Origin of the sequence: Cellulomonas sp. Root485, from assembly GCF_001426705.1 — a bacterium.
GTDB lineage: Bacteria > Actinomycetota > Actinomycetes > Actinomycetales > Cellulomonadaceae > Cellulomonas.
The window spans coordinates 869,089-881,526 of sequence record NZ_LMFC01000001.1; the positions used below are offsets into that span (position 1 = coordinate 869,089).

The 12,438-nt window shown below is 70.6% G+C and carries 13 protein-coding genes; 6 read left to right on the forward strand and 7 right to left on the reverse strand.

Annotated features, from left to right (window positions below; all coding sequences use genetic code 11):
• The first annotated feature begins 91 nt into the window (after positions 1–91).
• Positions 92–2,023 carry a glycosyl hydrolase 53 family protein gene (locus ASD16_RS04095; RefSeq protein WP_055913164.1) on the forward strand — a complete coding sequence of 644 codons (1,932 nt, stop codon included), beginning with the start codon at positions 92–94 and terminating at the stop codon, positions 2,021–2,023.
• A gap of 90 nt (positions 2,024–2,113) precedes the next feature.
• On the opposite strand, the gene ASD16_RS04100 is transcribed toward ASD16_RS04095, so the two are convergent.
• On the reverse strand, positions 2,114–2,875 hold the full coding sequence (locus tag ASD16_RS04100; RefSeq protein ID WP_055913167.1) for a FadR/GntR family transcriptional regulator: 762 nt from the start codon (positions 2,873–2,875) through the stop codon (positions 2,114–2,116).
• Positions 2,876–3,001: 126 nt separating this feature from the next.
• Here ASD16_RS04100 and ASD16_RS04105 point away from each other — a divergent pair, with 126 nt between their 5' ends.
• Positions 3,002–4,150: a mandelate racemase/muconate lactonizing enzyme family protein gene (locus ASD16_RS04105; protein ID WP_235523098.1), complete on the forward strand. Its 1,149-nt coding sequence runs from the start codon at positions 3,002–3,004 to the stop codon at positions 4,148–4,150.
• A gap of 11 nt (positions 4,151–4,161) precedes the next feature.
• Here the strand turns inward: ASD16_RS04105 and ASD16_RS04110 are convergent, their stop codons facing one another.
• The 5 genes from ASD16_RS04110 to ASD16_RS04130 are packed head-to-tail and all read right to left on the reverse strand — an operon-like array spanning position 4,162 to position 8,583.
• Positions 4,162–5,007, reverse strand: coding sequence for an amidohydrolase (locus ASD16_RS04110; protein ID WP_235523099.1), 846 nt, complete (start codon positions 5,005–5,007; stop codon positions 4,162–4,164).
• Complete coding sequence (locus tag ASD16_RS04115) at positions 5,004–5,336, reverse strand: L-rhamnose mutarotase (RefSeq protein ID WP_055913176.1); 333 nt, start codon at positions 5,334–5,336, stop codon at positions 5,004–5,006. The genes ASD16_RS04110 and ASD16_RS04115 overlap by 4 nt, the downstream gene beginning before the upstream one ends.
• Positions 5,333–6,280: a carbohydrate ABC transporter permease gene (locus tag ASD16_RS04120; RefSeq protein ID WP_055913179.1), complete on the reverse strand. Its 948-nt coding sequence runs from the start codon at positions 6,278–6,280 to the stop codon at positions 5,333–5,335. The genes ASD16_RS04115 and ASD16_RS04120 overlap by 4 nt, the downstream gene beginning before the upstream one ends.
• Complete coding sequence (locus ASD16_RS04125) at positions 6,267–7,205, reverse strand: carbohydrate ABC transporter permease (RefSeq protein WP_082570582.1); 939 nt, start codon at positions 7,203–7,205, stop codon at positions 6,267–6,269. The genes ASD16_RS04120 and ASD16_RS04125 overlap by 14 nt, the downstream gene beginning before the upstream one ends.
• Position 7,206: 1 nt before the next feature.
• The gene (locus ASD16_RS04130; RefSeq protein WP_055913182.1) at positions 7,207–8,583 is read right to left on the reverse strand and encodes an ABC transporter substrate-binding protein; all 1,377 of its coding nucleotides are present in this window, start codon (positions 8,581–8,583) and stop codon (positions 7,207–7,209) included.
• 171 nt (positions 8,584–8,754) lie between these two features.
• On the opposite strand from ASD16_RS04130, the gene ASD16_RS04135 reads away from it, so the two are divergent.
• From ASD16_RS04135 to ASD16_RS21655, 4 genes are all read left to right on the forward strand, one after another.
• Positions 8,755–9,777 (forward strand): zinc-binding dehydrogenase, encoded by a 1,023-nt coding sequence (locus tag ASD16_RS04135; RefSeq protein WP_055913185.1) that lies wholly within the window; start codon positions 8,755–8,757, stop codon positions 9,775–9,777.
• Positions 9,774–10,532: an SDR family oxidoreductase gene (locus tag ASD16_RS04140; RefSeq protein ID WP_055913188.1), complete on the forward strand. Its 759-nt coding sequence runs from the start codon at positions 9,774–9,776 to the stop codon at positions 10,530–10,532. The genes ASD16_RS04135 and ASD16_RS04140 overlap by 4 nt, the downstream gene beginning before the upstream one ends.
• A 115-nt stretch (positions 10,533–10,647) precedes the next feature.
• Positions 10,648–11,265: a hypothetical protein gene (locus ASD16_RS04145; RefSeq protein ID WP_055913191.1), complete on the forward strand. Its 618-nt coding sequence runs from the start codon at positions 10,648–10,650 to the stop codon at positions 11,263–11,265.
• A gap of 83 nt (positions 11,266–11,348) precedes the next feature.
• Positions 11,349–11,492, forward strand: a complete 144-nt coding sequence (locus tag ASD16_RS21655; RefSeq protein ID WP_157453785.1) for a hypothetical protein — start codon at positions 11,349–11,351, stop codon at positions 11,490–11,492.
• 5 nt (positions 11,493–11,497) lie between these two features.
• On the opposite strand, the gene ASD16_RS04150 is transcribed toward ASD16_RS21655, so the two are convergent.
• A complete protein-coding gene (locus ASD16_RS04150) occupies positions 11,498–12,286 on the reverse strand; it encodes an IclR family transcriptional regulator (protein WP_055913194.1) in 789 nt (262 codons plus the stop codon).
• Positions 12,287–12,438: the final 152 nt, after the last annotated feature.

Consider the following 12,438-nt stretch of genomic DNA (forward strand, 5'->3'; position numbering starts at 1 on the left):
ACCTACGCGGACATCTTGACGGGCCTTTCGCGCGATCTTACGGTGGACGCGTGCTGTGCACGTGCACACTCCAATGAGACAAGGACGTCCCATGCAGCCGATCAACCGACGCCGAACCTCCACGCTCGCCCTCCTTGCCGCAGGCGCCCTCGTCCTCGGCATCGCAGCCCCCGCCCCGGCCGAGGAACCCGACGGCCAGGTGCACTTCGCACCCGTCCGCAGCAACCTCGCCGCGAAGCCGTGGGTCACGGTGAGCGCCACCGCCGAGCAGGCTCGTGCGGGGCTCGCCGTCGACGGCGACCCGGCGACGGCATGGGCCGCGCGCGGCAAGGGCCGGCACTCCCTCGTCCTCGACCTCGGCGGGGCGTACGACAACATCCGGAAGGTCGGTCTCGTCTTCCCCGACGCGCACGGCACCTACCGGTACGTGGTCGAGGCCTCCCCGGACGGTGACACGTGGCAGACCCTGGTCGACCGGAGGAAGAACAAGCAGGCGGGCCGCGGCGAGGAGCACCTCGTCGCGCACGCCGGGATCGCCTTCCTGCGGGTCACGATCACCGACGTGTCCCCGGGCGCCGTCGCCGGCATCAGCGAGCTGTCCGTGTGGAACTACCTGCGCGACGACGTCGTGCTGGGCGCGGACATCTCGTACGCCGACCAGAACGACGCCCAGGGCCTGACCTACGTCGTGGACGAGGGTGCCGCGCCGGTGCCGATCCTCGACGCGGCGGCGGACGCCGGCATGGAGTACGTCCGCCTGCGCGTGTTCAACGACCCGCGCGACGAGCGGACGGGGGAGTACCTGGAGCCCGCGTACCAGGGCCCGGAGCGCACCCTCGACGTCGCGCGCAAGGTCGTCGAGCAGGGCATGGGCCTGGGCATCGACCTGCACTACGCCGACTCGTGGGCCGATCCGAGCAAGCAGGCGAAGCCCACCGCGTGGCGCGAGCTGCCCTTCGACCAGCTGACCCAGGCGGTTTACGACTACACCTACGCGACCATCGACGCGCTCGTCGCCCAGGGCACCACTCCCGACAAGGTCGCGGTGGGCAACGAGCTCCTCAAGGGATTCATGTGGGGGAGCGAGCGTCCGCTGCCGTGGTTCGACGACGCGGCATGGTGCGGCACGTGCTACTTCAACCAGGACCCGTCGTTCGTCTCGCAGCCCGGCGGCGCCCTGCTCTGGGACTACTGGGGCTCGGACGTCCCGGCCGAGCAGGCCGCCTACGACGCCGCCTGGGACCGGTTCACCACCCTCCAGGCGTCCGGCATCAAGGCCGTCCGGGATGTCGCGGCGGCCCACGGCGAGGACATCCAGGTCGAGACCCACGCGATCATCGACAACGGGAAGGTCGACCAGACGCTCGAGTTCTGGGACCAGTTCCTCACCCGGCTGCACGCCAAGGGCCAGGACATCGACGTGATCGCGCACTCCTACTACCCCGACTGGCACGGGACGCCCGAGCACTACGAGGCGAACCTGCACCAGGTGGCCGCGGCGCACCCGGGCTACGCCATGGAGATCGCCGAGACGTCGCACCCGTCGAACGACTGGGACGGCCTGCCGGTCCCGAACTCGCCCTACCCCAAGACGGCGGAGGGTGCCGGCCTCTTCCTCCAGGAGGTCTTCCGGATCGCGAACGACCTGCCCGACAACCGCGGCGCCGGTGTCCTGGTCTGGGAGCCTGCGAACTGGCAGGAGATGATCGACTGGTCGAACAGTGCGTGGCCCGTGCTCACGTTCCACGAGACGATCGAGGTCTACGAGGCCAGCGACGCCGAGTTCGTGGTCGCCGACACCGTCTACCGGACGGTGCGCACCTCGAGCGCGCTCACGCTGCCGGCCACCGTCGACGTCCTCGACTCCGACGGCACGCTCCACGCGGTGCCCGTGACCTGGGACGCAGCCCCGGCCCGGTCGCCGTCGCGCCCCGGACAGGTCGTCGTCAGCGGCACCACGGCCGAGCACGGTCCGGTGACCGCGGTCGTGGACGTCGTCCGCAGAGCGCTCGCCACCTCCTGAGCGCTCGCGCCTGACGCACCGCCGGCGGTGACCCCTCGCGGGCCACCGCCGGCGCCGTGCATGCCTCCCGGTGGAGGTCGGCGCGCCTGCTCAGCGGCGCGGCTTGGTCCCGGAGTGGTCGGGCAGCCGTCGGCGCTGCCAGGCGTCGATGATGTGGGAGTACATCGCGCGCTCCGCCGCCTCGGTGGTGCCCGCCTCGATCGTCGCGAACACCGCCTCGTGCTCACGCAGCGTCTGCTCGTGGAACGACGGCGGCGTGGTGCCGTGGTAGCGCGCGCTGTCCCGCGCGCGCTCGAACAGCGACCGGGCGATGCTCTCGGCGAGGCGGTTGCCCGAGATCTCCATCACGATGTCGTGGAAGCGGACGTCGGCTGCGCCGAAGGTCGCGGGATCGTCGAGGGAGGCGCGCATCGAGCCGAGGGTGTCCCGCAGCGCCGCGAGCTCCTCCGCTGTGCGGACGCGGGCGGTGTCCGCGGCCATGGCGGCCTCGAGGCGCGCGCGCACGATGCTGAGCTCGTCGAGGACCCCGAGCGTCTCGTCGTGCGCGATGAGCGCGGTGAGCACGACGCGGTCCATCATGTTCCACGACCGGGTCGGCTGGACGGTGGTCCCGCGGCCCTGGCCGACCGACACGAGCCCCTTCTCCTCGAGTCGCTTGACCGACTCGCGCAGGACCGTGCGGCTCACGCCGAACTGCTTCGCGAGCGGGACCTCCGGCGGCAGCGTCTCCCCGGGGGCGACCTGCCCCGTGACGATGACGTTCACCAACGCCTCGACGACCGCCACACCGAGACGCTGGGCGGGCATCCGGTCCTCGATGGACGGGATGCGCGGGCCGCCTGGGTCAACCATGTCCGGAGTATATGCGGGTACGGCGGCTGTGTAGACATGTGATGTATGCTCTTTAAGGGCGGTGCCGAAACCGTCCGCGCGCCGACGAGGACGTGTGAGCGAATGCGAATCACCGGGTATCGAACCGTGACGACCCTGCAGGACTGGGGGCGGCCGGTCGGGGACGTCAACGGCTTCGTCCGGGACGGCATCACCGAGGTGCCCGTGGTCGTCGTCGAGACCGACGAAGGCCTCGAGGGTCTCGGCATCGGTTCCCACGCGGACATCGAGCGCATCTTCCCGGCGATCGAGGGCGAGGACCCGCGGGCCGTCGTCGCGCTGTACGACCGGATGATCGCCCGGGTGTTCAAGAGCGGCCACGGTGGTGCGACGTTCGGTGGCATCGGTGCCCTCGACATGGCCCTGTGGGACCTGAAGGCGAAGCTCGCCGACGAACCCCTCTGGCGCACGCTCGGCGCTCGGGACCGGTTCGTGCCCGCGTACGCGTCGGCGCTCGAGATCGCGATCCCCGACGACGAGCTGGACACCCTCTACGGCGAGTGGATCAGCCGCGGCTTCACCAGCGTCAAGGTGAAGGGCGGCCTGGACCTCGACAGCGACCTCGTCCGGCTGGCACGGGTGCGGGACATCTTCTCGGCCAACACACCGCGTCCGGGCATGATGCTGGACGCCAACGAGTCGTGGAACCGCAAGCAGGCGATCCGGTACATCTGCGCGGTCGAGCAGCACCTCGACCTGTCCTGGGTGGAGGAACCGCTGCGCAGGTGGGACGCCGACGGCCTCGCCATGGTCAGTCGGGCCGTTCGTGCAGGTGTGGCCACCGGGGAGAACCTCACCGGGCTGGAGCAGTTCAAGCCGTTGTTCGACGCGGGCGCCGTCGACATCGTCCAGGTGGGCAGCATGTGGGGGATCACGCACTTCATGCGGGTCGCGACCGTCGCGCACAGCCGAGACCTGCCGGTCAGCCCGGTCGGGTCGACGGCCAGCCCGGTGTTCCATGCGGCAGCGGCGGTGCCCAACCACCTCGCCGCCGAGCTGCAGGACCTCGGCGCCCCCCTCGGGATGACCGTCGACTACGAGATCGCGGACGGGGGCATCGTGCTGGGGGACAGGCCGGGTCACGGCACCACCATCGACGAGTCGCGCATCGCCCAGTCCGTGTCCCTGGACGGGTGGATGCAGGTCGCCGGGCCGCACGTCCGTCCCGATCGTGCCGGGCTGCGACTCGTCCCGGACGGCGCCGGACCCCACGAAGCCGGTCAGCCGCACCGATGACCCCGTCGACGTCACGCCAGCCCGTACGTGCGGATGGCGTTGCCGCCGTCGATCGCCGCGCGCTCGTCGGCTGACAGGTCGTCGGTGAGGTCCAGGTACGCCTCGAGCCAGGGGCCGTACCCGCCGGCGAGCTCGACGACCGGCCAGTCCGAGCCGAAGAGCAGCCGGTGCGGGCCGAACGTCGCCAGCGCGTGCTCGATGACGGGCCGCAGCCTCGGTGTCGACCAGCTGGACCAGTCGTCCTCGGTGACGAGGCCGGACACCTTCATGGTGACGTTCGGGCAGCGCGCGAGGTCTGCGAGGTCGCGTGCCCAGGTGGCCGGCTCGGTGCTCCTGAGGGGCACCTTGCCGGCGTGGTCCAGCACGAAGCGCGTCCCGGGCAGGTCGCGAGCGACCTCGGCGGCCATCGGGAGCTGGTGGTGGGCGATCAGCAGGTCGAACGTCAGGCCCGCGTCGCCGGTCGCGGCCAGACCTCGTCGCACGTCGTCCCGTGCGAGCCAGCGGGCGTCCGGCTCCACGAACGTGACGTGCCGGACGCCGACCAGGAGGTCGCCGCCCGGTGACGCGCGCAGCGACCGGATCTGCGCCGGGACGTCCGCCGTGAGGTCGAGCCAGCCGACCACGCCGCGAACCGGGGCCAGGGTCCCTGCCGTCGCGAGCAGGTCGACGGTCTCGGAGGACTCGTTGACGCACTGGACGACGACGCACCCGTCGACACCGTGCGCCGCCAGCTCGGCCACGGCCGCGCCGGGCGGGAAGTCGCGATCGATGGCTGACATCTGCACGGGGTCGATCCACGGCTGCGGGTGCTCGTCCCGCTCCCACACGTGCAGGTGCGAGTCGAGGAGGCGTCTCACGGCAGGTGCCAGAGCTCTTCGAGCCGGCGCCATCCGTCGGTCGGCGTCGCGGTGCGGCCGAACGGCGTCTGGCACGGGTCGGTCAGCGCGAGCCACTCCCGGGTGACGGGATCGGCGTCCACCTCCGCCAGGTCCGTCTCGTGGTCGTCGCCGGTGTACTCGTAGTACCCGAACAGGGTGTCCTCGAGCAGGAAGATCGAGTAGTTGGTCACGTGGTGCGCCGAGAGCAGCGCCTCGACCTGCGGCCACACGTGCGCGTGCAGGCGGAGGTACTCCTCGCGTCGCTCGGGGACGACGTCGACGACGTAGGCGAAGCGCTGCGTGCTCATTCCTTCGTCCCGCCCGCCGTGAGCCCGGCGACGAGGAAGCGCTGGGAGAACAGGAAGATGAGCAGGACCGGGAGGACGGACAGGAGCGTCGCGACGGCCAGCGTGGGCAGCTCGATGGCGGTGACGCCGGCAGCGGTCGGGTTGAACGACGGGACGTTCGAGAGCAGGTCGGTGAGCCCGACCTGAATGGGTGACCCCTTGCCCGGGACGGTCAGGAACGGCAGGAAGAAGTTGTTCCAGTTCGCCACGAAGCTGAAGAAGCCGACCAGCGCGATCACCGGCGTGGCCAGCGGCATCGCGACGCGAAGGAAGACCGCGAGCTCGCCGCAGCCGTCGATGCGGGCGGCGTCGAGGAGGTCCCGCGGGACGCTGGTCGAGAAGTAGATGTACGTCAGGTACACGCCGAACGGGAAGAAGGAGAACGGCAGGATCGCTGCGAGCGGCTTGCCGATCAGCCCGACGGTGGACAGCTCGAGGAAGATCGGCAGGACGAGAGCCGTGTTCGGGATGAGCATCACCACCAGCGTCGTGGTGAGCAGCAGGTGCCGTCCGCGGAAGCTGCTCAGGGCGAGCGCGTACCCGGCCGGGACCGTGGTGACCAGCGTGATCACGAGCGCCGCGAGGGAGTAGTACGTCGAGTTGCCCAGCCACCGGAAGACGATGCCGTCCTGGAACGTGACGAGGGCGTTCCAGTTCGCCGCCAGGTCCGAGAACGACCCGGCCGTGAACGGGCCGGTGGTGATGAGGTCGTGCGGTGACTTGGTGGAGGCGAGCAGCAACCAGACGATCGGGATGACGAAGAACTGCACGAAGAAGACCGCCACGACGATCATCGCGACGCGGCCGAGCCACGCGCCCGGCGTCACGTCGCTCCTCGCCTCGCGGCGCTGCGCCTCGCGGGCGGCCGGGGTCGGGGCGCTGCGGGCGACGTCAGTCGCGCTCAAAGAGTCCTCCTCGGACGACGAAGAACACGCTCAGGGACAGGGAGACGACGAGCAGCATCACCGCGATCGCGGCCGAGCCGTTGAGGTCCTGCTGCTTGAAGGCGAAGAGGTAGGCGAGCTGGTTGAGGGAGTAGTCGTTGGGCACCACGCCGTGGCTGGCCTGCGACAGCACCCGGGGCTCGACGAAGAGCTGGGTGCCGGCGGCGAGCGAGATGATCGCCATGTAGGAGATCCACTTGCGCAGCATCGGCAGCTGGATGTGCAGAGCGGTCCGGACGACGCCCGCCCCGTCGATGCGAGCCGCCTCGAGGACCTCGTGCGGGATGCTGTTCAGGGCGCCGTACATCACGACGATCCAGCCACCCGCGCCCGTCCAGAACGCCATCACGGCGAAGATGACCGGCAGGTTCCCCGGCGAGATCGTCTGCACGAAGCTGTCGAAGCCGAAGGCGTGCAGCACCCCGGAGACGGGGCTCACGGTGGGGTCGAGGACGAACAGCCACAGCACCACGGCCGAGGCGCCGGCGAGCGCGCCGGGGATGTAGTACACGAATCGCACGCCCGAGCTCAGCCACCGGACACCGATCTGGTGCACGAGCAGGGCGAGGACGGTGACGAGCACCAGCAGCGCGACGAGCCAGATCGCGACGAACGCCGCGACGTGCTGGACCGCGGGCCAGAAGCGGAAGTCGTCGATCACGCGGCTGAAGTTCTCCACGCCGGAGAACGTGCCCTCGGAGGTGGTGAACGACATCCGCACGGCGTAGAGGGTCGGGAGCACGCCGAACGCCAGGGCGAGGAGCACGTAGCCGGAGACGAAGACGTAGGAGATGCGATGGCGGCTGGTCGACGACCGGGTACGGCCCACCCGCCGGTCCTGGGCTGCAGGACCGGCGGGTGGGGTGGTCAGCTGTGCGATCGACACGTCAGCTGACCTTGTAGCCGTTCGCCTGGGCCTCGTTCTTCAGCGCCGTCTCCCACGTCGGAAGCAGGTCGACCAGGCTCTCGCCGCCGGCGAGCTCGGGCGTGACCGCCTTCGCCCAGACCGACTCCTGGCTGAACCTCGGGTAGCCCCAGCCGTCCCAGACCATCGTGGCGGCCGTGCCGACGTTGTCGACGAAGTCCGAGGTGAAGAAGTTCGCCTCCGCCTGCTTGGCGAGCCACTTGTCGGCCGCGGCCGAGTAGGCGGGCAGGCCCGGGGCGAGGTCGACCTGGTACCGGTCGTCGCTGGTGACGAACGTCAGGAACTCCTTGGCCGCCTCGAGGTTGGCGGAGTGCTGGGACACGAACCAGGTCCCGCCACCGACGTTGCCGGCGGCCGGGTCCTCACCGTCCCACGAGAGCGGCACGCCCGCGGTCATCGTGCCGGGTGCCGCGTTCAGCGAGTCCGCGTTCTGGAACAGGGCACCGGAGTACCAGACCGGTCCGGGGAGCATGAGCACCTTGCCGGCGTGCTTCTGCAGGAACTCGGGGCTGAAGACGCTCTCCTGGGCGAGCACACCTGCGTCGTTGAGTCCGTCGAGCACCTCGGCCATGGCGACCGTCTTCGGGTCGGACGCGTCGGCGCTGAACTCGTCGGCACCGGTCACCGTGTTCATCGGGGCCTGGCCGCCCCAGAAGTACACCTCGGGGGTCCAGGAGTCGCCGATGGCGCCGACGATGTAGCCGGGGTGCTCGGTCGCGACCGTCGTGCCCAGCGCCTCGTACTCCTCCCACGTCGTGGGAGGCGTGTAGCCGAACTGGTCCATGAGCGACTTGTCATACCACGCGACCGTGGGCGCAAGGTCGTTGCGCAGCCCGTACACGGTGCCGTCGACGGTCAGCGGTGCGAGGGCACCCTCGGTGAAGCCGTCCAGGAACGAGCTGTCGAAGAGGCCCTTGTCGACCGGTGCCGCGAACGGCTCGGTGCCCTGGCTGGCCCACGCGGCGTCGTTGTTCTGCGTCGAGAACACCACGTCGGGCCACCCGCTGCCGGCCTGGTTGAAGGCTTCGATCTTGGTCTGGAAGGAACCGGAGCCGTCCGCTCCTCCGTCGTACGTCTCCACGTTCAGCTTCACGTCCGGGTTCGCCTCCTCGAAGGCGTCCACCGCGGGCTGGCGGGACGCGTCCACCCAGACGGTGATCGGCGCGGAGGGATCCTGCTCGACCGCGTCGAACCCGTAGGCGTCCGTCGAGCCGTCCGAGCCGCCCTCGTCCGAGGATCCCGAGCAGGCGCTGACGGTCAGGAGCGAGGCTGCGACCGCGGCCGCTACCAGGAGGTGACGGGGCTGCCTGAGGACGGCGCGCGAGGGCTGTCTGGTCATGTGTCCCAGTTCCTTCTTCCTTGGAGAAACAGGCGTCCCAGCAATGGGCGGGACCGGCGAGGAGCAGTAGATCATACATGTGACGTTTGCTCAATTGTCCGGTAGAGTCCGACATCGGATCGTGACCAACGAGGGTCGGGTCCGCCGAACAGACCCCGGAGGACACGCATCGTGCTCAGCGCTGCATATCTAGGCGACGCAACGGTCGAGATCGTCAGCACGACCTTCGCGCCCCCGCCTGCCGGCCAGGTGCAGGTGCGCGTCGCGTTCGTCGGACTGTGCGGCACGGACCTGCACATCGCGCACGGGCACATGGACCGGCGCGTACGCACCCCGCTCGTCTTCGGCCACGAGATGAGCGGGACGGTCGAGTCCGTCGGCGCCGACGTCGAGGGCTGGTCCTCCGGCGACCTCGTGACCGTGATGCCCCTGCTGTGGGACGGCACCTGCCCGGCGTGCCGGGCGGGCAACTCCCACGTCTGCCAGAACCTGACGTTCATCGGCATCGACTCACCCGGTGCACTCCAGGCCCTCTGGAACGTCCCGGCGCAGACGCTCGTCCGGCTGCCCGAGGGTACGGACCTGCACACCGCCGCGCTCGTCGAACCGGTCGCCGTCGCGGTGCACGACGTCCGTCGGGGCGGGGTCGAGCGCGGCTCGCGGGTCGTCGTCCTCGGGGGTGGGCCCATCGGCACCCTCATCGCGTGCGTCGCCCGGGACGTCGGCGCGGAGCTCGTCGTCATCGAACCCGACGGCGTCCGGCGTGAGCTCGTCCGGGAGCTGGGCTTCACGGCCCCCGACCCGGCGGAGCACGACGTCGCCGCATGGGTGGAGCAGTGGACGGACGGTGCCGGGGCGGACGTGGTCTTCGAGGTGTCGGGAGCGCCGGCCGCCGTCGCGCTCATGACCGGCCTGGCGAGGGTCCGGGGACGGGTCGTCGTCGTCGCGATCCACAGCGAGCCGCGCGCGGTCGACCTGCAGCGGGTGTTCTGGCGCGAGCTCGAGCTCGTGGGCGCCCGGGTCTACCAACGACGGGACTTCGACACGGCGGTCGAGCTGCTGCGGTCGAACGCTCTGCCGGTCGAGGGCCTCATCACGCGCACCGTCCCGCTCGCGGAGGTCGCGACGGCGCTCGACGACCTGGCCGCGGGCCGCGCCATGAAGATCCTCGTCGACGTCCAGGCCGCACGATGACCTCGCCCTTCGACCTCACGGGCACGACCGCGGTCGTCACGGGTGCGAGCCGCGGGATCGGGTTCGCCATGGCGCTCGCGCTGGCCGAGGCGGGCGCCGACATCATCGGGGTCAGCTCGTCGATGCCCTCGGCCGGGAGTGCGGTCGAGGACGCGGTGCGCGGTGCGGGCAAACAGTTCGACGGGTACGCCGTCGACCTCGCGGACCGGGCCGCGGTGGTCGACCTGGGCACAGCCCTGGCCGCGCGGGCTCCGGACATCCTGGTCAACAACGCGGGGACGATCGCGCGCACACCTGCCATCGACCATCCGGTCGACGACTGGGACCGGGTGCTCGAGGTCAACCTCACGAGCCAGTTCGTGCTGACGCAGCTGGTGGCGCGGCCCATGCTGGCGCGCGGGCGCGGCAAGGTGATCTTCACCGCGAGCCTGCTGAGCTTCCAGGGCGGGATCAACGTGCCGGGATACACCGCGGCGAAGTCCGGCATCGCCGGGCTGACGAAGGCGCTCGCCAACGAGTGGGCCGCGCTCGGCGTGAACGTCAACGCCATCGCACCGGGGTACATCGCCACCGACAACACGTCGGCGCTGCGTGCTGACCCGGCACGCTCCGCCGCCATCCTCGAGCGCATCCCGGCCGGGCGGTGGGGCGACGCGGCGGACCTCGGGGGCGCCGTCGTGTTCCTGGCGTCGTCGGCGGCCGACTACGTGCACGGCGCGGTCATCCCGGTCGACGGGGGATGGCTGGGGCGCTGACCCGGCGGGGGTCCCGTGGGACGACCGCGGTGCCGTCGGGGTGCCTGCGCATGGTCGCGGAGGGCCACAGGGCTGAGGCCCAACCGATCAGATCCTCTCGCGCTAGGGTCGGCCGATGGCCCTCCTCCACCGCGCCACCATCCGTCCGACCAAGGCCGAGCTGCTCGCCGACTGGGTCCCGAGCCAGCCGTGGGGGGAGCCGGAGATCGGGCTCGTCGGTGCGTACCGGTTCGACGACCCGGAGGGCGAGGTCGGCATCGAGACGCATGTCCTGTCGACCCCCGACGGGCACCTGCTGCAGGTTCCGCTGACCTATCGCGGCGCCCCGCTGGACGAAGCGGAAGAGTTCCTGATCTGCACCATGGAGCACTCGGTGCTCGGGAAGCGCTGGATCTACGACGCGACGGGGGACCCGGTCTATGCGGGGGTGCTCGCCTCCGTGCTGCTGGCGGGCGTCACCCAGGCCGAGGAACTCGTCGAGGGCACCGACACCCCGCGCGAACCGAGCATGCGCGTGACCGGGAGCGGCTCTCGTTCGGGTGACGTCCCGGCTCTCGGCGACGTGAGCGTGTCCTCGGACGGATCGACGACCGTCCTGGACCTGTCGGCAGCCCTGCGCATCGTCCTGTGCCGTCGTCTCGACCCGCAGGCGGCTCCCAGCGACCACGAGTCCACCCTCACCGGCACGTGGTCGGGCCTCGAGTCCCCGGTCCTGCTCGCCTACGTCGCCTGAGGCGGCGGAGCGCTCGCCAGGCCGGGTCGTCGTCCCGGGCGTACGGTCGCCAGGAACGCCGGCTCTCGCAGGAGGAGACAGACATGAGCACCGACACCCCGGTCCCGGACGACGAGACGCGCGAGCACGCCACCGAACCGGCCGAGGGTGCCGAGGGGACGGCGGGTGCCGAGGGGGGCGACGTGCGTGAGCACGCCAGCGAGCCCGCTGAGGGCGAGGACGTCTGATCCGCTCAGCGGACCATGCTGTGCTCGTACTCGGGTGACAGTCGCGCCTTGACGCTCAGGAGCGTCTCGATGATGAAATCCTCCCGACCGGCCAGGCGGCTGATCGGCACCGCGACGCTCACGCCGTCGACCGCGGGGCGCGCGAACGGCAGTGCGACCCCGAAGCAGCGCACCCCGATGCAGGACTCCTCGCTCTCCGTCGCGTAGCCGAGCCGCGCCGCGTCGTCGATGATCTCGAGCACGGAGTCCCGGTCGGTCACCGTCTGGGCGGTGATGCGCGCGATCGAGTGGGGGACGAGCCCCGCGCGGACGTCGGCGGGACGCTCGGCCAGGATCGCGCGCCCGAGGGCCGTGGAGAACGCCGGGAGACGACGGCCGACGGGGGAGTGCATCCGCAGGGGATGCACCGATTCCCTCTTCGCGGTGTAGATGACCTGGTCGCCGGCGAGCCGGCCCAGGTTGACGGTCTCCTCGGTCGCGCCCGAGATCTCGTCCATGATCGCGGCCGCGCGGGACAGGACGGGGTCTCCGGCGAGGTAGGCGGAGCTGACCACGAGGGAGTGGATCCCCAGCTGGTAGACGCTCCCGGTCTGGTCGGTCTCGAGCCAGCCCCGGTCGGTCATCGTCTTCAGGAGCGCGTGGAGGCTGCTCTTGGGGATGTTCAGGCGGGTCGACAGCTGCAGCTGCGTCCCGGGGCCGCCGGCCGCGATCTCGTCGAGCAGATCGAGTGCGCGCGCGGCGGACTTCACGGGGCCGGCGGCGCCGAGCGTGGCGGTGGGGTTCGCGGACTGCATCGCAGACGCCTCCTGATCTTCCGGGCGTCTCGCACGCTCGGGGCTTGGTACCCGACTGTACCTGCTCGTCCACATATATGGACGGACTTCTCTCCCTTGACCCTCCGAGCGGGTCACGTGTACGTTCTCGATTCACATAGACGAACACAGTT